The organism is Pseudomonas sp. AK106 (genome assembly GCF_053903055.1).
In genome coordinates this window covers 4,434,072-4,454,010 of sequence record NZ_CP096426.1, presented here as the reverse complement: position 1 = coordinate 4,454,010, position 19,939 = coordinate 4,434,072, and the positions used below count along the sequence as shown (strand labels likewise).

Genomic DNA, 19,939 nt, shown 5'->3' with positions numbered 1-19,939 from the left:
ATGTACAAGCTGGCTTTCTTTGTGCCGCAGAGCCATGTGGAACAGGTCAAAAACGCGTTGTTCGCCGCCGGTGCGGGGCGAATCGGCGCGTATGACCGCTGCTCATGGCAAGTGCTTGGCCACGGCCAGTTTCGCCCGCTGGATGGCAGTCAGCCATTCATCGGGCAAGCCGGCGAGGTCGAGCAGGTTCAGGAATGGAAGGTCGAGCTTGTCGTGTCAGATGAGCTGATCAGGCAGGCGGTTGCTGCGCTGAAGGACAGCCATCCCTACGAAGTACCGGCTTATGACGTGTGGAAGCTGGAAGATATCTAGCTTCCCTGCAGCATGGCTCGAGATTGAAGCAATCCGCATTACCCCGGCAAAATCTTACGGCCGAATCTCTATCATCGTGCCGTCTTTCACCAGATCCCACACCTCACGAATATCGCTGTTGCGCATGGCGATGCAGCCGTTCGTCCAGTCCAGCGTGTGGAAATACCACTCCGGGTAATCGTCGTTGATCGGCGTGCCGTGAATCATGATCATGCTGCCCGGTTTCACGCCTTCGCGTCGGGCGCGTGCGGCATCGGAAATGTTGGGGTAGGAAATGTGCATCGACAGGTTGTAGGCGTCGCTGGTCTTGCGCCAGTCGAGCCAGTAGAAACCCTCCGGTGTGCGCTGGTCTCCCTCTTGCAGCTTCGGTCCGGTGGGCGCTTTGCCCAGTGAGATCCGGTACGTCTTCAGCGCCTCGCCACGGCTGATCAGCTGCAATTGATGCGCGGATTTGAGCACCAGCACTTTATCGACAGTCCGGTCCGCGATGTTCTGAGTGTCGACGACCTTTCCGCCAACGAACTTCTGTTCGCTGCCTTTGGGCACGATGGTCTGGGTGAACGCAGCCTGGGACAGCGGCACAACCGACAGGCATAAAACGGCAAGCAACCAACGCATGAAAAGGGTATCCCTGAAGCCTGCGCGGCAATCGCGCATCATCGTTTCGATCAAGTGGTCTTGAGCGGCGGTGTGACAGACAGACAATCGGTGCGTACCTGGAAATCTTGATGCCGCCGGTCGCGGAAAAAACACTCCAGGGTACGCCTGACCGTATTGAACGCCAGCTCAGACCACGGAATATCCGCTTCGTCGAAGAGCTTCACTTCAAGGCTTTCGATACCGGCCGCGAACTCCGGTTTGACCAGATTCGAGCGGTAGAAGATATGCACCTGATTGATGTGCGGCACATCGATCATCGAGTACAACTGCAGGTCCTCGACCTCTGCGCAGGCTTCTTCCAGCGTTTCGCGGCGGGCCGCCTGCTCGACGCTTTCGCCGTTTTCCATGAACCCGGCGGGCAGCGTCCAGTAGCCCAGTCGCGGCTCGATGGCCCGACGGCACAGCAAGACCTTGTCGCCCCACACCGGCACGACGCCGGCCACGATGTTGGGGTTCTGGTAGTGAATGGTGTCGCAATGTTCACACACGTAACGCGGGCGGCTGTCGCCCTCGGGAATACGCTGGATGACCTGTTCGCCGCAGTTGCTGCAGAATTTCATGATCGAATCGGGTTCCTGTTGGCAGCGGCTATCTTGAGCCGTAGCGCGGGTGGACGGCAAGAGGCGTCTTGCACGCGCGGGTTGTCCTACAAGACTTGGGCGCGTCGCCGCTTTGGTGCATGATGCCGGGCAGGCAACCGATCGAGAATTCCCATGCTGGATGAGCTACTTCACCGTATGAGCAGCCACACGCCGGTGATGCTGGAAACGGACGCGCGCTTTCCCGAGGCCGCCGTGCTTCTCCCCATTACCCGCAATGCAGAGCCTGAACTGGTGCTGACCCTGCGCGCCAGCGGCCTGTCGACCCACGGCGGCGAAGTGGCCTTCCCGGGCGGACGGCGTGACCCGGAGGATCCGGACCTCATCTTCACGGCGCTGCGCGAAGCCCAGGAGGAGATCGGTTTGCCACCGGGTCTCGTTGAGGTCATCGGCCCGCTGAGTCCGTTGATCTCCAAGCACGGCATAAGAGTGACGCCCTACGTCGGCATCATTCCGGATTTCGTCGAGTACACACCCAATGATGGCGAAATCGCAGCCGTCTTCAGCGTGCCGCTGGACTTCTTCCGTCAGGATGTCCGCGAACACACCCACCGCATCGACTATCAAGGGCGCAGCTGGTACGTGCCGAGTTACCGCTTCGGCGAGTACAAGATCTGGGGCCTGACCGCGATCATGATCGTCGAGTTGATGAACCTGTTGTTCGACAGCGCCATCGACCTCAACGAGCCGCCAAAGCGATCCATCATCCACACGCTGAAATCCTGACTCGCGGCCGCCGCGCCTTGCATCAGGAATGAGCCATGAGGGCCGAGCCGTGAGGAATACGTCATGAGGAATACGCCATGAAATACCGCTTGGGCGATGCCCGCGTCGATGCGCACGCCAGCAGCTGGATCGCGCCGACAGCCACCGTCATCGGCAACGTGCGTTTGCAGGCCAACGCCAGCGTCTGGTTCGGCGCGGTGTTGCGTGGCGACAACGAGCTCATCGACATCGGCGAGAACAGCAACGTGCAGGACGGCACCGTGATGCACACCGACATGGGCTCGCCGCTGACCATCGGACGGAACGTGACCATCGGCCACAACGCGATGCTGCACGGTTGCAGCGTGGGTGACAGCACGCTGATCGGCATCAACGCGGTCATTCTCAATGGCGCGAAGATTGGCAAGCATTGCATCATCGGCGCGAACTCGTTGATCGGCGAAGGCAAAGTCATTCCTGACGGTTCGCTGGTCATGGGCTCGCCCGGCAAGATCGTCCGCGAGCTGACTGACGCACAGAAGCAGATGCTCGACGCCAGCGCCGCCCATTACGTCCACAACGCTCACCGCTACGCGCGTGACCTGGCCCCGCAGGAAGATTGATGTCCAGCGCCATACCCCCGATCCATGAAGCAACCGTTCATGACAAGCCGATTCATGAAAAGCCCGTCCGCTCGCCCTGCGTGAGCATTTGTGCCCTGGACGACGCCGACATCTGCACCGGTTGCCAGCGCACCGTGGCCGAGATCACCGGCTGGAGCCGCATGGACAACCAGGCACGTCGCGCGGTGTTGATCGCCTGCGAGGAGCGGGCGAGAGCCAGCGGGATGATGTTTCTACTGGGTGGCGACAACCCTCAAGGTTGAATCAACCCTGCGCCGCTGCATCCCATTCCCCGGCCTTCATGGTAAATTGCGCGCCTTTCTACCTGCGGTTGCTTGCACACGGCGAGCAACCCTCGACCTGCTCCACGAGGACCTGAGATGACTCAAATCGGAACTCCACTGTCGCCGACCGCGACCCGCGTTTTGCTCTGCGGTTGTGGCGAGCTTGGCAAGGAAGTAGTGATCGAGCTTCAGCGCCTGGGCGTTGAAGTGATCGCCGTCGACCGCTACGTCAATGCTCCGGCGATGCAGGTCGCACACCGCAGCCACGTGATCAATATGCTCGATGGCGCCGCCTTGCGTGCGGTGATCGAGTCCGAGAAACCGCATTACATCGTCCCGGAAATCGAAGCCATCGCCACCGCGACCCTGGTGGAGCTGGAGTCCGAAGGCTTCACGGTCATTCCGACGGCCCGCGCTGCGCAGCTGACCATGAACCGCGAAGGTATTCGTCGTCTGGCCGCTGAAGAGCTGGACCTCCCCACCTCGCCATATCACTTTGCCGACACCTTCGAAGACTACAAAAAAGCCGTCGAAGACCTGGGCTTCCCGTGTGTGGTCAAGCCGGTGATGAGCTCGTCGGGCAAGGGTCAAAGCTTGCTGAAAACCGACGCGGACATCCAGAAGGCCTGGGACTATGCGCAAGAAGGCGGTCGTGCCGGCAAAGGCCGTGTGATCATCGAAGGCTTCATCGATTTCGATTACGAAATTACCTTGCTGACCGTGCGTCACGTCGGCGGCACGACCTTCTGTTCGCCGGTCGGTCATCGTCAGGAGAAGGGCGACTATCAGGAATCGTGGCAGCCCCAGGCCATGAGCCCGGTGGCATTGGCCGAGTCCGAGCGCGTCGCCAAAGCGGTAACCGAGGCGCTGGGTGGCCGTGGTCTGTTTGGCGTCGAGTTGTTCATCAAGGGCGATCAGGTCTGGTTCAGCGAAGTCTCGCCGCGCCCCCACGACACAGGTCTGGTCACGCTGATCTCCCAGGACCTTTCGCAGTTCGCGCTTCACGCGCGGGCCATTCTCGGTCTGCCGATCCCGTTGATTCGCCAGTTCGGCCCATCAGCATCGGCCGTGATTCTGGTTGAAGGCCAGTCGACCCAGACGGCGTTCGCCAACCTGGAGCAAGCCTTGAGCGAACCGGACACCGCGCTGCGCCTGTTCGGCAAGCCTGAGGTCAATGGTCAGCGCCGGATGGGCGTGGCACTGGCGCGCGACGAGTCGATCGAAGCGGCCCGTCGCAAAGCCACCCGCGCGTCGATGGCGGTGAAGGTTCAGCTGTAAGCATCACGCTGAATGAAAAACGGCGCCCTCAGGGGCGCCGTTTTTGTTTGGCGATCACGCACCGTCGATACCCGGTTTGCTCAGGCAATCGTATCCAGGTCCGCGTGCCGGGTTTCTTTCAGGCACAGCACAGCGATCACGCTGATCAACGCCGCCGCCGAGACATAGCCACCGACCCAGCTCAAACCGCCCATCTCCACCAGCTTCTGCGCGAAGAAAGGCGCCACCGAGGCACCAACAATGCCGCCGATGTTGTAGGCCGCCGACGCGCCGGTATATCGCACCCGCGTAGGAAACAGCTCCGGCAACATCGCCCCCATCGGCGCGAATGTAACGCCCATCAGAAACAGCTCGATCGACAGGAACAGCGTCACCGCCCAGGTCGTGCCGTGGGTCAGCAAGGGCTCCATCAGAAACCCCGACAGGATCGCCAGCACGCCGCCGATGACCAGCACCGGCTTGCGACCAAATCGATCGCTCGCCAACGCGGAAAGCGGTGTCGCCATGGCCATGAACAGCACCGCAAAGCACAACATCGCGAGGAACGATTCGCGGCTGTAACCCAGGGTTTTCACGCCATAGCTCAGCGAGAAGACGGTGGAGATATAGAACAGCGCGTAGCACACCACCATCGACGCGGCCCCTAGCAGCATTGGCTTCCAGTACTGACCGAACAGCTCGGCAATCGGCAGTTTCACACGCTCATGGCGGGCGATGGCCTTGGCGAACACGGGCGTTTCCTCAAGCTTGAGGCGCACATACAGCCCGATGATGACCAGCACGGCACTGAGCAGAAACGGCACGCGCCAGCCCCAGGAGCGGAATTGCTCGTCATCCAGCGTCATCGCCAGCGTCAGAAACAGCCCGTTTGCCGCGAGGAAGCCGATGGATGGGCCCAACTGCGGAAACATGCCAAACCACGCACGCTTGCCCTTGGGCGCATTTTCGGTCGCCAGCAACGCCGCGCCGCCCCATTCGCCGCCCAATCCGAGGCCTTGGCCGAAGCGCAGCACGCAGAGCAGGATCGGCGCCCATGATCCGATGGCGTCGTAACCCGGCAACACGCCGATGAGCGTGGTGCAGACCCCCATGAGCAGCAGCGAGGCCACCAGTGTCGATTTGCGCCCCACACGATCACCGAAGTGACCGAACAGCGCCGAGCCCAGCGGACGTGCGAGAAAGGCGATCCCGAACGTCAGAAACGCCGACAGCATCTGTGCGGTGCTGGAGGTTTGCGGAAAGAACACCGGCCCGATCACCAGCGCGGCGGCGGTGGCGTACACGTAGAAATCGTAGAACTCGATGGCGGTGCCGATGAAGCTGGCGGTGGCGACGCGGGCCGCGGAATTGGCGGGGCGGGCCTCGCTCTCGTCGCTGCTCGGAAAGGCAGAAGTCGTGGTCATGGGGAATCCCTGGCAGTCGTATCGCCTGTCAGCGGGTGACGAAAATTCGTACGCGCGCTGCGGCAATCGTTAATTGTTTTTTTGGTCCAGCGCTGAACAGACTAGCCCGGATGCGGGCAAAGATGCGTGGCGTGCTCGGGATGGGAGCGAAGGCCAGGGTGTCGCGTGAGCGGTCAGGCTGTGTGACTGGCCAGATCGCGCATCGTGCGGGTAGCACGCGGATCGGCGGGGCTGGGTAAGCGGATCGATTATAGGAAGGGGATCGGCGCGGAAACAAGTGCCTCAGGGCGCCGCCCGACTTTTCAGATCACGTCTTTGGTGCGGGTGTTCAACCACATCAGCACGCGGCTGACGCGGTTGTCTTCGGTCTCGAGGATTTCCAGGCGGTAAGGGCCGATCTTAAGGCAGACCGCGCTGTTGGGAATGGTCTCCAGCGCTTCGGTGATCAGACCGTTGAGGGTTTTGGGCCCGTCGGAAGGGAGGTGCCAGCCGAGGCTTTTATTCAAATCACGAATCGACGCCGCGCCGTCAATCACCAGGCGCCCGTCAGGCTGCGGCTGAATATGCGGATTGTCGAGGGCTTGCTCGCTTTCGAATTCGCCGACGATCTCTTCCAGAATGTCCTCGAGGCTGACGATGCCCAGCACCTCGCCGTATTCATCGACCACCACGCCCATGCGCCGCTGCTGTTTGTGGAAGTTGAGCAGTTGCATCTGCAGCGGCGTGCTTTCCGGCACGAAGTAGGGTTCGTAGCAGGCGGCCCGCAGCGCCTCTTTGGTCAGCTCGTTGCGCGGCAGCAGGTGGCTGATCATCCGCGTGTTGAGCACGCCTTCCACCTGATTGATGTCGTTGTAGTAGACCGGCAGGCGGGTGTGGCGAGAGATGATCAGCTTGTCGATGATCTCCTCGATGGTGTCGTCGAGGTTGATGCCGTCGACTTCGCTGCGCGGCACCAGAATGTCATTCACGGTCATGCGGTCCAGCGCGTAAATCCCGGAGATGACGTGGGCACGGCCATATTGGCTTTCGTTGTCCTGATAGACCGTCGGGCGCGTGTCGTCTTCGTCATCGATGGTGTCTGGCCGGCGCTTCGACAGAAAAGGGCGCAACAGCGTTTTGGCGATGTTCTTGTAGAGCCAGGTCAGCGGCTGCAGCAGCCGAACCGGGATGCGCAGCACGTTGTTGCCCAGCAGCAGGATTGACTCGGGACGACGCGCCGCCAGCTTTCGCGGAATGAACTCGGTCACCACCACCAGCACGCTGGCGACACCTAGCCAAGCAATCAGCGGGCCGTGGAAATACCAGTGCCCGATGGCCAGCAACGTGGCGAGCACGGTGATCAGCGCCTTGAGCAGCGTGTTGCCGAGGATAAGGCTGTTGAGGTTGAACGCCAGAACCGGCTTCGGTGGCTCGTTGGAACGGTGATTGACCGGCATCGCCCGCAGATTATGGTGCGCCGCCTCGACCGCGCTGAACAGCCCGGACCACAAGGTAAGCAGGGCAAGCAGCGTGAGCATTGTGCCGACCGGCAGATTATCCATGATCAACGCCCGTCAGATGTGCAGGATGTATTCACGAACGAGCTTGCTGCCGAAGTAGGCCAGCATCAGGAGCAGGAATCCGCCCAGCGTCCAGCGGATCGCCTTGTGGCCGCGCCAGCCCAGATGGTGGCGTCCCCACAGCAGCACACTGAAGACGATCCACGCGAGGATCGACAGCAGGGTTTTGTGTACCAGATGCTGGGCAAACAGGTTTTCGACGAACAGCCAGCCGGAGATCAGCGACATCGACAGCAAGACCCACCCGGCCCAGAGGAAGCCGAAGAGCAGGCTTTCCATGGTCTGCAACGGGGGGAAGCTTCTGATCAGGCCAAGGCGGTGCTTGTTCTTCAGCTGATGATCCTGCAGCAGCAGGAGCAGGGACTGGAACACCGCGATGGTGAACATGCCGTAGGCGAGGATCGACAGCAGGATATGGCTGATGATGCCGTGTTCTTCGATGATCGGTTGCTGGGTACCGGAAGGCGCGAACTGCGCCATCAGGCTCGTCAGCAGCCCCAGCGGGAACAGGAGGATCAGCAGGATTTCGACCGGGAGGCGAATGCACGCGAGCATGGTCACGATGATGACGGCAACAGCAATCAGGCTGGCGGCACTGAAAAAGTCCAGACCCAGGCCGATAGGGCGCACCAGTTGGCCGAACAGCGCACTGGCCTGGCAAGCGACGGCAAGGGTGCCGATCAGGCACAGCAGCCATTTGTCGGCCTTTTGGCCCTGACGCAGGCGCATACCCTGGTAGACAGTCGCAGCGGCATAAAACACGGCGGCGGCGAGGCTGAAGAGCAAACTCGGTGACAAGGGGGACATAGATCCTGTTGGGCGTGCTCGAAAGCCGGTGAGTTTGGCATAAAACGCGCATTTCACGAAAGACTACAGAAGGAGACGCCGTGGTGTCCGTGCGCTGGAGTCTTCGCTATAATCCGCGACCTGCTCAATCCACAGGCTAGCCGATCGCTGTTTCAGCCGCCTTTATAGCGTCCCTATTTCAATAGCGACTCTCTGAAGAGCAGGCGTCGCGATCTCGCCAGCCGACTGAAAAAGGCCGCTACGGGCCTGGCCGCATCAATCGGGGTTCAGCACGAACCCAAAGGATCACGCATGTTTGAAAATCTGACAGATCGTCTCTCGCAGACGCTGCGCCAGGTCACTGGTAAAGCCAAGCTGACCGAGGACAACATCAAGGACACACTGCGTGAAGTGCGTATGGCGCTGCTTGAAGCCGACGTCGCCTTGCCGGTTGTCAAAGACTTCGTCAATCGCATCAAGGAGCGCGCCGTCGGCACCGAGGTGTCGCGCAGCCTGACGCCGGGCCAGGCGTTCGTGAAGATTGTCCAGGCCGAGCTGGAAGAGATGATGGGGGCGGCCAACGAAGAGCTGACCCTCAACGTCACGCCGCCGGCGGTCATCCTGATGGCGGGTCTGCAAGGTGCGGGCAAGACCACCACTGCCGGCAAGCTCGCCCGATTCCTGAAAGAACGCAAAAAGAAAACCGTGATGCTGGTGTCGGCGGACGTCTATCGTCCGGCCGCGATCAAGCAACTGGAAACCCTGGCCAACGACATCGGCGTGACGTTCTTCCCGTCCGACATCAGCCAGAAGCCGGTCGACATTGCCGAAGCGGCTATTAAAGAAGCCAAGCTCAAGTTCATTGATGTCGTGATCCTCGACACCGCCGGTCGTCTGCACATCGACGCCGAGATGATGGGCGAGATCCAGGCGCTGCACGCGGCGGTCAAGCCGGCCGAGACGCTGTTCGTCGTCGACGCGATGACCGGCCAGGATGCTGCGAACACCGCCAAGGCGTTTGGTGATGCGCTGCCGCTGACCGGTGTGATCCTGACCAAGGTCGACGGCGATGCCCGTGGCGGTGCTGCACTGTCGGTGCGCGCCATTACGGGCAAGCCGATCAAGTTCATCGGCATGGGCGAGAAGAGCGAGGCGCTGGAGCCTTTCCATCCGGACCGTATCGCATCGCGCATCCTCGGTATGGGTGATGTGCTCAGCCTGATCGAGCAGGCCGAACAGACCCTCGACAAGGACAAGGCCGACAAGCTGGCCAAGAAGCTGAAGAAGGGCAAGGGCTTCGACCTCGAGGACTTCCGCGATCAGCTGCAACAAATGAAGAACATGGGCGGCCTGGGCGGGCTCATGGACAAGCTGCCAAGCATCGGTGGCGTGAACCTGTCGCAGATGGGTAACGCACAAGGCGCCGCCGAAAAGCAGTTCAAGCAAATGGAAGCCATCATCAATTCGATGACCCCGGCCGAGCGTCGCGACCCTGAGCTGATCAGCGGTTCACGCAAACGCCGTATCGCCATGGGTTCGGGCACCCAGGTGCAGGACATCGGTCGTCTGATCAAGCAGCACAAACAGATGCAGAAGATGATGAAAAAGTTTTCGACCAAGGGCGGCATGGCGAAAATGATGCGCGGCATGGGCGGAATGTTGCCCGGCGGCGGTATGCCCAAAATGTAAATTGCATCGCGCGGGAGTGATTCCCGCGCGTCATTCATGGGGGCAACCGTCCCGATGGCCTGCTCAGGCAGGCGCTCACCGCCGTCCCTCGCTGACGGCTCCACGGCAGATCTAAGTGGCCTGACGGCGTACGCCGGAAAAAGTCATTTGCAAAAATCCGGATATTCCTTAGAATATGCGGCCTTTCGGGCACCCATGCCCGCTGTGCATCTTAGATTTGCAGCACCGACTACAGGAAAATTGTTCAATGCTAACAATCCGTCTTGCCCTTGGCGGCTCTAAAAAGCGCCCGTTCTACCACCTGACTGTCACCGACAGCCGCAACCCACGTGACGGTTCCCACAAGGAACAAATCGGTTTCTTCAACCCGGTTGCCCGTGGTCAGGAAATCCGTCTGTCCGTGAACCAAGAGCGTCTGGCCTACTGGCTGAGCGTTGGTGCACAACCTTCTGAGCGTGTTGCTTCGCTGTTGAAGGAATCTGCCAAGGCTGCGGCCTGAGCAATATGAACGCGACGCCAGCTTCCGCCGACGATCTGATCGTCATCGGCAAGATTTACTCGGTACACGGCGTTCGCGGCGAAGTGAAGGTGTATTCCTTTACTGATCCGACTGAAAACCTGTTGCAGTACAAAACCTGGACGCTCAAGCGCGAAGGCAATGTGAAACAGGTCGAGCTGGTCAGTGGACGCGGGAACGACAAGTTCCTGGTCGCCAAGCTCAAGGGTCTTGATGATCGTGAAGAAGCTCGTCTTCTGGCCGGTTATGAGATCTGCGTGCCGCGCAACCTGTTCCCTGAATTGACCGACGGCGAGTACTACTGGTACCAGCTTGAAGGTCTGAAGGTCATTGACGGTCTTGGGCAATTGCTCGGGAAGGTCGATCATCTTCTGGAAACCGGCGCAAACGATGTAATGGTGGTCAAACCCTGCGCAGGCAGTCTGGATGATCGCGAACGCCTTTTGCCCTATACGGAGCAATGCGTGTTGGCAGTTGATCTGGTTGCAGGCGAGATGAAGGTGGAATGGGACGCGGATTTCTAAGCAATGGCCAGCCTGCGCATAGAAGTCATCACGCTGTTTCCCGAGATGTTTTCCGCCATCAGCGAATACGGCATTACCAGCCGTGCGGTGAAACAGGAGCTGTTGCAGCTGACCTGTTGGAATCCGCGGGATTACACCACTGATCGACATCACACTGTGGACGATCGCCCGTTTGGCGGTGGCCCTGGCATGGTGATGAAGATCAAGCCCCTCGAAGATGCTCTGGCTCAGGCCAGGCAGGCGGCGGGGGATGCGGCGAAGGTGATTTACCTGTCGCCACAAGGCCGCAAGCTGGATCAGTCTGCGGTACGCGAACTGGCGCAGGAAGAAGCACTTATCCTGATTGCCGGTCGTTATGAAGGCGTCGACGAGCGTTTCATTGAAGCTCATGTCGATGAAGAGTGGTCGATTGGCGACTATGTGTTATCTGGCGGTGAGCTGCCGGCCATGGTCCTGATAGATGCGGTTACGCGACTGCTGCCTGGAGCTTTAGGGCATGTAGATTCCGCGGAGGAAGATTCCTTCACGGATGGTCTGCTGGATTGCCCGCACTACACCCGACCGGAGGTGTATGCGGATCAGCGTGTTCCCGACGTATTGCTTAGTGGCAATCACGCACACATCCGGCGTTGGCGTTTACAGCAGTCCCTTGGGCGGACCTATGAACGACGCGCCGATCTTCTGGAAAGCCGCTCGCTTTCTGGAGAAGAGAAGAAGCTGCTGGCGGAATACCTCCGCGAGCGGGACGATAGTTAACGTATCGATGGTAGATCGAACCGATTTACCTTAGGAGCACAGCATGACTAACAAAATCATCCTTGCACTCGAAGCAGAGCAGATGACCAAAGAGATCCCTCCCTTTGCCCCGGGCGACACCATTGTCGTTCAGGTGAAAGTGAAGGAAGGCGACCGCGCTCGTCTGCAGGCGTTCGAAGGCGTTGTTATCGCCAAGCGTAACCGTGGTGTGAACAGTGCTTTCACTGTTCGTAAAATCTCCAACGGTGTTGGCGTTGAACGTACTTTCCAGACCTACAGCCCGCAAATCGACAGCATGGCTGTGAAACGTCGCGGCGACGTTCGCAAGGCCAAGCTGTACTACCTGCGTGACCTGTCCGGTAAAGCAGCTCGCATCAAGGAAAAACTGGTTTAATCCCAGTCTTCCCATGCGAATGAAAAAGCAGCCTACGGGCTGCTTTTTTGCTTTCTGGCATTCGGTTTTGTCCCGCCTTCGCAAGTATGAAAAACTGCCACCGGTTTCCACACCCCAAGTGAGAACCCATGCCCGCCATTGACCATCCCATGATCGACCGCTTCCTTGACGCTCTGTGGCTGGAGAAAGGGCTGTCGGACAACACGCGCCATGCCTATCGCAGTGACCTCGCACTGTTCAACGGCCGGTTGCAGGAGCAGGGCGTGGACCTGATGAGTGTCAGTCGGGAGGCGATTCTCGATCACCTCGGATGGCGGGTCGACAACGGCTACAAGCCTCGCTCGACAGCGCGACTGCTTTCCGGCGTGCGTGGCTTCTATCGCTACCTGCTCAGAGAAAAGCTGATCGCGGTCGACCCTACGTTGCAGGTCGACATGCCACAGTTGGGTAAGCCACTTCCCAAATCCTTGTCCGAAGCCGACGTCGAAGCGTTGCTGGCTGCGCCCGACCTGAGCGAAGCCATCGGCCAGCGTGACCGGGCGATGCTTGAAGTGCTCTACGCCTGCGGACTGCGGGTGACTGAGCTGATCAGCCTGACGCTTGAACAGGTCAACTTGCGCCAGGGCGTGCTGCGCATCATGGGCAAGGGCAGCAAAGAGCGGCTGGTGCCGATGGGGGAGGAAGCCATCGTCTGGGTCGAGCGCTACATGCGCGACGCCCGCCACGAATTGCTCAACGGCCGCCCCAGCGACGTGCTGTTTCCCAGCCAGCGCGGCGAGCAGATGACCCGCCAGACCTTCTGGCACCGCATCAAGCACCAGGCCAAAGTCGCCGGCATCGGTAAGTCCCTCTCGCCACACACCCTACGTCACGCCTTTGCCACGCACTTGCTCAACCACGGCGCCGATCTTCGCGTCGTGCAGATGCTCCTCGGTCACAGTGATCTGTCGACGACGCAAATCTACACCCACGTCGCCCGCGCGCGGTTGCAGGAAATGCATGCGAAGCACCACCCGAGGGGGTAGATGACTTCAGTAATTTGCGACCTGTCTTACATCGGCGGGCGTCGGCCTTGCGAGCCTTATGTGATAGGCTTTGCCGGTTTCGCAGATCAAGGCCCTGAAAACATCCTGGTGCGGTTTCGCCACCCGTTTTCAGCCCGGCCCGTCTGCTCACCGCTCGAGGAGTTTTCATGCGCGTCACTCGTTTTCTCGGTGCTGCCGTTGTAGCGCTGGCCAGCTCTTTCAGCCTGTTTGCCCACGCCGATGAGGCGTCCGACAAAGCCATTCGCAAGACCCTGGAATCGCTCAATCTGGAAATCCCCATCGAGAGCATTTCCAGCAGCCCGTTGAACGGCCTCTATGAGGTCAATCTGAAAGGCGGTCGCGTGCTGTACGCCAGTGCGGACGGCCAGTTCGTGATGCAGGGCAACCTGTATCAGATGCAGGCCGGCAAGCCGGTCAACCTGACCGAGAAAGTCGAGCGTCAGGCGATTTCCAAGACCATCAACGGCATCCCTGCCGCTGAGATGGTCGTCTACCCAGCCGTGGGCGAGACCAAATCCCACATCACGGTATTCACCGACACCACCTGCCCGTACTGCCACAAGCTGCACGCCGAAGTGCCGGAGCTGAACAAGCGCGGCATCGAAGTGCGCTATGTAGCGTTCCCGCGTCAGGGCCTCGGTTCGTCGGGTGACGAGCAACTCCAGGCAGTGTGGTGCTCCAAGGACCGCCGCGGTGCAATGGACCGCATGGTCGACGGCAAGAATATTCAGGCGCCCAAGTGCGATAACCCGGTCACCAAACAGTTCGAGATCGGCCAGTCCATCGGCGTGAACGGCACACCGGCCATCGTGTTGGCCGACGGTCAGCTGATTCCGGGCTACCAGCCGGCGCCGCAAGTGGCCAAACTGGCGCTGGGCGCCAAGTAATTTCGTTTATCGCAGCCTCCTGCGGTAAACATTGAAGCGGCCTGTGTGCAGCGCTTCATCAATAGCGAGCCGTGTTGAATGCGGCTGATTCCACGGCCGGCCTCGCGTCGGCCGTTTTATGGGGAGTTCATAGTGAAACCGGTCAAAGTAGGCATCTGTGGGCTGGGTACTGTCGGTGGCGGTACCTTCAATGTGCTAAAGCGTAACGCCGAGGAAATTGCCCGCCGTGCCGGGCGTGGAATCGAAGTGGCGCAGATTGCCATGCGTACACCAAACCCCAATTGCCAGATTACCGGTACCCCGACCACGACCGACGTGTTCGACGTGGCGAGCAACCCTGAAATCGACATCGTCATCGAGCTGATCGGTGGCTACACCATCGCCCGTGAACTGGTGCTCAAGGCCATCGAAAACGGCAAGCACGTGGTCACCGCCAACAAGGCGCTGATCGCCGTGCACGGCAACGAAATTTTCGCCAAGGCCCGGGAGAAGGGCGTCATCGTCGCCTTCGAAGCGGCAGTGGCGGGCGGCATTCCGGTGATCAAGGCCATTCGTGAAGGCCTGTCGGCCAACCGCATCAACTGGGTGGCTGGCATCATCAACGGCACCGGCAACTTCATCCTCACCGAGATGCGCGAAAAAGGCCGTACTTTCCCGGACGTCCTCGCTGAAGCGCAGGCGCTGGGTTACGCAGAAGCCGATCCGACCTTCGACGTCGAAGGCATCGACGCGGCGCACAAGCTGACCATTCTGGCGTCCATCGCTTTTGGCATCCCGCTGCAATTCGACAAGGCCTACACCGAGGGCATCACCAGGCTGACCACCGCCGACGTCAATTACGCCGAAGCGCTGGGCTACCGGATCAAGCACCTGGGCGTCGCCCGCAGCACGCCGAGCGGTATCGAACTGCGCGTCCACCCGACCCTGATCCCGGCCGATCGCCTGATCGCCAACGTCAACGGTGTGATGAACGCCGTGATGGTCAACGGCGATGCAGCCGGATCGACTCTGTTCTACGGCGCAGGTGCCGGCATGGAGCCGACCGCTTCGTCCGTCGTGGCGGATCTGGTCGACGTCGTCCGTGCCCTGACCACCGATCCGGAAAACCGTGTCCCGCATCTGGCCTTTCAGCCCGACTCGCTGTCGGCCCACCCGATCCTGCCGATCGACGCGTGCGAAAGTGCCTACTACCTGCGCATCCAGGCCAAGGATCATCCCGGCGTGCTGGCGCAGGTGGCGAGCATCCTGTCCGAGCGCGGCATCAACATCGAATCGATCATGCAGAAAGAAGTCGAAGAACATGACGGCCTGGTGCCGATGATTCTGCTGACCCACCGCGTGGTCGAGAAACGCATGAACGATGCGATCAAAGCGCTGGAAGCGCTGGAAGATGTCGCCGGGCCGGTTGTCCGCATCCGCGTTGAGCATTTGAACTGAGATCAGCCGCAAGCGTTAAGCGGCAAGTAACAGCAAAATCATATCGCGGTGAGCTTTGGGTCCCGGGCTGGAGTTGAAGGTTAAGCACTTTGACTTGCAGCCCGCCACTCGAAGCTTGCCGCCCAAACCGAAGGTTTGAACAATGCGCTATATCAGTACCCGCGGCCAGGCACCGGCCCTGAATTTCGAAGACGTGCTGCTGACCGGTCTGGCGAGCGATGGCGGTCTGTACGTTCCGGAAAACCTGCCGCGTTTCACCCAGGAAGAAATCGCGTCCTGGGCCGGCCTGCCTTACCACGAGTTGGCTTTTCGTGTGATGCGTCCGTTTGTAACGGGCAGCATCCCGGACGCGGATTTCAAGAAGATCCTCGAAGAAACCTACGGCGTGTTCTCCCACGCTGCGGTTGCGCCCCTGCGTCAGCTCAACGGCAACGAGTGGGTGCTGGAGCTGTTCCATGGCCCGACCCTGGCGTTCAAGGATTTCGCACTGCAACTGCTGGGTCGTCTGCTGGACTACGTGCTCGAGAAGCGCGGCGAACGTGTGGTCATCATCGGCGCCACTTCCGGTGACACTGGCTCGGCCGCCATCGAAGGCTGCCGTCGTTGCGACAACGTCGATATCTTCATCCTGCACCCGAACAATCGCGTGTCCGATGTTCAGCGCCGCCAGATGACCACCATCTTCGGCGAGAACATCCATAACATCGCGATCGAAGGCAACTTCGACGACTGCCAGGAAATGGTCAAGAACAGCTTCGCCGACCAGAGCTTCCTCAAAGGCACGCGTCTGGTGGCGGTGAACTCGATCAACTGGGCGCGGATCATGGCCCAGATCGTCTACTACTTTCACGCGTCGCTGCAGTTGGGCGGCCCGGCACGTTCGGTGGCGTTCTCCGTGCCGACCGGCAATTTCGGTGACATCTTCGCCGGTTACCTGGCCCGCAACATGGGCCTGCCGATCAGCCAACTGGTGGTCGCGACCAACCGCAACGACATCCTGCACCGCTTCATGAGCGGCAATCAGTACGTCAAGGAAACCCTGCACGCGACGTTGACCCCTTCGATGGACATCATGGTGTCGTCCAACTTCGAGCGTCTGCTGTTCGACATGCACGGTCGCAACGGCGGCGCGATTGCCAAGCTGATGGACACCTTCAGGCAAGGCGGCGGTTTCAGCGTGGATGAAGAACGCTGGACCGAAACCCGCAAGCTGTTTGATTCGCTGGCGGTCAGTGACGAAGACACCTGCAAAACCATCGCCGAAGTATTCGCCAGCACTGGCGAGCTGCTCGATCCGCACACCGCGATCGGCGTGAAAGCCGCACGGGACTGCCGCCGCAGCCTCGATACGCCGATGGTGATTCTGGGAACGGCGCATCCGGTCAAGTTCCCGGATGCCGTGCTGAAGGCCGGTGTAGGAAAAGCGCTCGAGCTGCCTGCACATTTGTCTGATTTGTTTGAGCGAGACGAACGCTGCACCGTCCTGCCAAATGACCTCAAGGCCGTACAGGCCTTTGTCAGCCAGCATGGCAATCGTGGCAAACCTCTCTGACCGTATCGCCGTGTAACAACTAAGGCCCGCCTCGCAGCGGGCCTTGTTTTTTCCGCGTGCCACACTTCCGAAGAATCTTAATTTCTCGGATAAGCCTGTGGTTGTTAAACATTTTTACTCAACGGCATTCAATGGCCGTCACCTTGATCTCCGACCGGCGCTATGGGCATTGCTGCTGCTCGTCTGCCTCTACAGTCCCATGGGTCACTCCAGTGAAAACCTGCCGTTCGCCCTGGGTGCGCCTTTCCTTGCGCAACAGCCCATCGCCCTCAATGACGCGGACCGTCAGTGGCTGGACGCACGAAAAACGCTCCGGGTGGGCATTTCCGTCGCCGATCACGAGCCCGTCGACATCACCACTGACCGCAATCGCTATCAGGGCATCAGCGCGGATTACCTCAGCGTAGTCAGCGCCCGGTTGGCAATTCCCGTTCAAGTGCGAGGGTTCGCTAAACGAGAGAAGGCGGTGGAGGCACTCCTGGCCGGTGACATCGACGTGCTGACCAGCGCCAGCGGATTTGAGCGAAACAAAGCCGGACTGTCGATGACGCGCGACTACCTGGCGGACCGCGCGGTGGTGTTCGGCCGGGCCAACGACACCAGCCTCAAGCCTACGCTGGAAGGCAAACGCGTGGTGCTGCTGGACGGCTATGCCGACGCTGCGGTTGTGCAGCGCATCTACCCCGAAAGCAACATCGTGCTTGCGCCCACGCTCTACAGCGCCATGGAGGCGTTGGCCCACGACGACGCCGACGCGCTGATTGCCAACGAGCTCGTGGTGCAGTCCTACAGCCTTTTGCGCCCGTACCTGGGGCTGCACAGCAAGTTCGACAGCCTGTTGCCCCCCATGGGTTTTTCGTTCGCCCTTCGCGATAAAGACGCGAGGCTTCACGCACTGTTCGATCGCGTGCTGGCAGACATGGACGAGTCTTTGCACCGGGAAATCCTGGGGCGATGGACCGTCGGGCTTGGCGCTGACCCTGCGCGTCGGCAAGTCAGTATCAACCCCGTTGAACAGTTGTGGATCCGCAAACATCCGCGGGTGGTGGTGGCGTCAACTCAGCACCCTCCCTACATCTACAAAGACGCTCGTGGTCAATGGGTGGGGCTGAATGTCGATGTGCTGGCGCGCATTTCGCGCCTGACCGGGTTGCAGTTTGTCTATCAGGAAGCGCCTTCCACCTATTCTCTGCTTGAGACCCTGGCAGACGGCGGCGCGCACATGAATACCACCCTGGCCGAAAACCCCGAGCGCAAGAAAATGCTGTATTTCACATATGCATTTGGAGGCAACAGCTGGGTATTTCTGGAACGCGCCGACAGCAATGTCTCCCTTCAGCTGGCGAACATGGCCGGCAAGGTGCTCGCACTCCCCGCGCGACATGCGTTGCTGGAGTTTATTCAGACACGCTACCCGCAGATCCGCCTGCTGCTCGTGCCCACCTACGCCGAAGCCCGCCAGCTCGTCGAGGAGGGGGAGGCGGACGCCACTATTCAGAACGAGGCGGGCGCCTGGCTGTATCCGCCCGGCGGGCTGAAAGTGGGCCGCAGCGTCGAAGGGTTGTGGTCTCCGGACCGGTTTTCCGTGGTCAAGGCCCATCCCGAATTGCTCGGCATTCTGAACAAGGCCCTTGAGGAATTTTCCGTGACGGAAATGCGCGCTATTCGCCTCAAATGGCTCGGCGCGGCAGCCGCTCCGCCTTCGGTGTGGAACCGCATCCCCAACTGGATTTATGGGGTTACGGGCGCCTCACTGTTGCTGGGTCTGGTGTCGCTGGTCTGGAGTAGCCGCCTGAGGTATCAGATCCATCAACGGCAGCGCGCCGAAGCACAGCTGGGTGATCAGCTCGCCTTCAAACGGACATTGCTCGATGCTTTCCCCAACCCTGTTTATGTGCGTGATCTGCAAGGCCGGCTCGTCGCCTGCAACCGCAGTTATGAGGAGAGCTTCGGGATCGGTTACGAACAGATGCAAGGCCGACGCCTGACCGATGTCGATCTCGTTGACCGCGATATGGCCGAGCAACTGCACGCCGATTACATGAAGCTGCTGGAGACGCAGGAGCCGGTGTTTGCCGAGCGCGTCCTTACGCTGGCCGGGCGACGGGTCTACGCCTGGCAATGGGCGGTGCCCTATCATCGCGCCGACGGTCAGATGCAGGGATTGCTCGGCGGCTGGATGGACATCAGCGAGCGTAAGCGCCTGGAGAGCGAGTTGCGCGAAGCACGTCAGGCCGCGGAGCGGGCGGCAGGGCAGTTGAAGGCGCTGCTCGACGAATTGGGGCGAGCGAAGGCATCAGGGGTGTAAATTTTGCCTGTCACATTCGGCAGGCATGCTCCGGAGTCAAGCTGTTGCAGTCAGTGCGCATGTGTCAAAGCGCCACACTGCTCAGAACTTTCCGCTGCTGCCAATGGTCATTGGTTAGCACCTTTGCATTCAAACTGTTGAGTGGTGATCCGGATGGAAAATATCAGCTTGCTACTGAGCGAAGCGCTGTCTCCTTATCAGGCGATTATCGGCCCGGCCGGTATTCTGGGCGAACGCCTGGTGACGCTGAAAAATCCAGCGGGTGCGATGGTGATTGAACGGGTTTTTTCTGCATCGCAGTTGGGCGACAAGCGTCAGCTGACTGACGTGGTAGATGGTCTTCACCGTGATTTGATGGTGGCAGAAGGGCGCATCGAGCCTTGTGTCATCGCTGCCATGCGCAATGTGTCCCAGTCTGCCACTTATGCTGCCTCCCGACCTTTCGTCTGAGTCGCAGGGAACCTTCTCCATTCGGTAGGCTCCTATCAGTTACGGCAGGCGCAGGCATTGTGCTCCGATGTTCATGCTGCCTGCCGTACGGGTCCAAGATGGACCACGGTTGACCCCGAGTAGTCTCCCCGCTGCTCGGGGTTTCTTTTGTCTGACATTCAGGGCTTCAA

The 19,939-nt window shown here is 60.1% G+C and carries 20 protein-coding genes and 1 pseudogene; 16 read left to right on the top strand and 5 right to left on the bottom strand.

The features are described 5' to 3' along the window. Positions 1-312, top strand: a complete 312-nt coding sequence (locus M1E04_RS19680) for a Nif3-like dinuclear metal center hexameric protein (RefSeq protein ID WP_296306139.1) — start codon at positions 1-3, stop codon at positions 310-312. 54 nt (positions 313-366) lie between these two features. Here the strand turns inward: M1E04_RS19680 and M1E04_RS19675 are convergent, their stop codons facing one another. Both M1E04_RS19675 and M1E04_RS19670 read right to left on the bottom strand, forming a co-directional pair. Beyond that, positions 367-930, bottom strand: coding sequence for a L,D-transpeptidase family protein (locus M1E04_RS19675; protein WP_192132287.1), 564 nt, complete (start codon positions 928-930; stop codon positions 367-369). A gap of 50 nt (positions 931-980) precedes the next feature. Then, positions 981-1,532 (bottom strand): NUDIX hydrolase, encoded by a 552-nt coding sequence (locus M1E04_RS19670; protein ID WP_065989972.1) that lies wholly within the window; start codon positions 1,530-1,532, stop codon positions 981-983. Between the two features lie 153 nt (positions 1,533-1,685). On the opposite strand from M1E04_RS19670, the gene M1E04_RS19665 reads away from it, so the two are divergent. The 4 genes from M1E04_RS19665 (at position 1,686) to purT (ending at position 4,461) form a co-directional block, all read left to right on the top strand. Next, positions 1,686-2,297 carry a CoA pyrophosphatase gene (locus M1E04_RS19665; RefSeq protein WP_192132285.1) on the top strand — a complete coding sequence of 204 codons (612 nt, stop codon included), beginning with the start codon at positions 1,686-1,688 and terminating at the stop codon, positions 2,295-2,297. A 77-nt stretch (positions 2,298-2,374) separates the two neighbouring features. Next, entirely contained in the window at positions 2,375-2,899 is a 525-nt protein-coding gene (locus M1E04_RS19660; RefSeq protein ID WP_065989968.1) for a gamma carbonic anhydrase family protein, read from the top strand. After that, on the top strand, positions 2,899-3,162 hold the full coding sequence (locus M1E04_RS19655) for a DUF1289 domain-containing protein (RefSeq protein WP_192132283.1): 264 nt from the start codon (positions 2,899-2,901) through the stop codon (positions 3,160-3,162). The genes M1E04_RS19660 and M1E04_RS19655 overlap by 1 nt, the downstream gene beginning before the upstream one ends. A gap of 117 nt (positions 3,163-3,279) precedes the next feature. After that, positions 3,280-4,461, top strand: a complete 1,182-nt coding sequence (gene purT, locus M1E04_RS19650) for a formate-dependent phosphoribosylglycinamide formyltransferase (protein ID WP_192132281.1) — start codon at positions 3,280-3,282, stop codon at positions 4,459-4,461. Positions 4,462-4,541: 80 nt separating this feature from the next. Here the strand turns inward: purT and M1E04_RS19645 are convergent, their stop codons facing one another. The 3 genes from M1E04_RS19645 to M1E04_RS19635 all read right to left on the bottom strand — a co-directional run bounded on the left by M1E04_RS19645 (position 4,542) and on the right by M1E04_RS19635 (position 8,230). After that, a complete protein-coding gene (locus M1E04_RS19645; RefSeq protein ID WP_065989963.1) occupies positions 4,542-5,864 on the bottom strand; it encodes an MFS transporter in 1,323 nt (440 codons plus the stop codon). A gap of 302 nt (positions 5,865-6,166) precedes the next feature. Next, on the bottom strand, positions 6,167-7,405 hold the full coding sequence (locus tag M1E04_RS19640; RefSeq protein ID WP_192132277.1) for a CNNM domain-containing protein: 1,239 nt from the start codon (positions 7,403-7,405) through the stop codon (positions 6,167-6,169). Between the two features lie 12 nt (positions 7,406-7,417). Next, a complete protein-coding gene (locus M1E04_RS19635) occupies positions 7,418-8,230 on the bottom strand; it encodes a cytochrome C assembly family protein (protein WP_065989961.1) in 813 nt (270 codons plus the stop codon). Between the two features lie 291 nt (positions 8,231-8,521). On the opposite strand from M1E04_RS19635, the gene ffh reads away from it, so the two are divergent. From ffh to M1E04_RS19580, 11 genes and pseudogenes are all read left to right on the top strand, one after another. Then, positions 8,522-9,898, top strand: a complete 1,377-nt coding sequence (gene ffh / locus M1E04_RS19630; RefSeq protein WP_065989960.1) for a signal recognition particle protein — start codon at positions 8,522-8,524, stop codon at positions 9,896-9,898. A 247-nt stretch (positions 9,899-10,145) separates the two neighbouring features. After that, a complete protein-coding gene (gene rpsP, locus M1E04_RS19625) occupies positions 10,146-10,397 on the top strand; it encodes a 30S ribosomal protein S16 (RefSeq protein ID WP_037012442.1) in 252 nt (83 codons plus the stop codon). 5 nt (positions 10,398-10,402) lie between these two features. Further along, on the top strand, positions 10,403-10,939 hold the full coding sequence (rimM, locus tag M1E04_RS19620; RefSeq protein WP_037012440.1) for a ribosome maturation factor RimM: 537 nt from the start codon (positions 10,403-10,405) through the stop codon (positions 10,937-10,939). 3 nt (positions 10,940-10,942) lie between these two features. After that, entirely contained in the window at positions 10,943-11,695 is a 753-nt protein-coding gene (gene trmD, locus M1E04_RS19615; RefSeq protein WP_065989956.1) for a tRNA (guanosine(37)-N1)-methyltransferase TrmD, read from the top strand. A 43-nt stretch (positions 11,696-11,738) separates the two neighbouring features. Next, positions 11,739-12,089 (top strand): 50S ribosomal protein L19, encoded by a 351-nt coding sequence (gene rplS / locus M1E04_RS19610; RefSeq protein ID WP_037012438.1) that lies wholly within the window; start codon positions 11,739-11,741, stop codon positions 12,087-12,089. Between the two features lie 128 nt (positions 12,090-12,217). Further along, the gene (gene xerD / locus M1E04_RS19605; protein WP_192132272.1) at positions 12,218-13,114 is read left to right on the top strand and encodes a site-specific tyrosine recombinase XerD; all 897 of its coding nucleotides are present in this window, start codon (positions 12,218-12,220) and stop codon (positions 13,112-13,114) included. A gap of 167 nt (positions 13,115-13,281) precedes the next feature. Beyond that, a complete protein-coding gene (dsbC, locus tag M1E04_RS19600; protein WP_369318874.1) occupies positions 13,282-14,022 on the top strand; it encodes a bifunctional protein-disulfide isomerase/oxidoreductase DsbC in 741 nt (246 codons plus the stop codon). A gap of 132 nt (positions 14,023-14,154) precedes the next feature. Then, positions 14,155-15,459 (top strand): homoserine dehydrogenase, encoded by a 1,305-nt coding sequence (locus tag M1E04_RS19595; RefSeq protein WP_369318875.1) that lies wholly within the window; start codon positions 14,155-14,157, stop codon positions 15,457-15,459. Positions 15,460-15,601: 142 nt separating this feature from the next. After that, the gene (gene thrC, locus M1E04_RS19590) at positions 15,602-17,011 is read left to right on the top strand and encodes a threonine synthase (protein ID WP_065989950.1); all 1,410 of its coding nucleotides are present in this window, start codon (positions 15,602-15,604) and stop codon (positions 17,009-17,011) included. Between the two features lie 199 nt (positions 17,012-17,210). Then, positions 17,211-19,259: pseudogene (locus tag M1E04_RS19585) on the top strand (transporter substrate-binding domain-containing protein); the annotation flags it as partial. A 213-nt stretch (positions 19,260-19,472) separates the two neighbouring features. After that, positions 19,473-19,769, top strand: coding sequence for a DUF3509 domain-containing protein (locus tag M1E04_RS19580; protein WP_192132263.1), 297 nt, complete (start codon positions 19,473-19,475; stop codon positions 19,767-19,769). Positions 19,770-19,939: the final 170 nt, after the last annotated feature.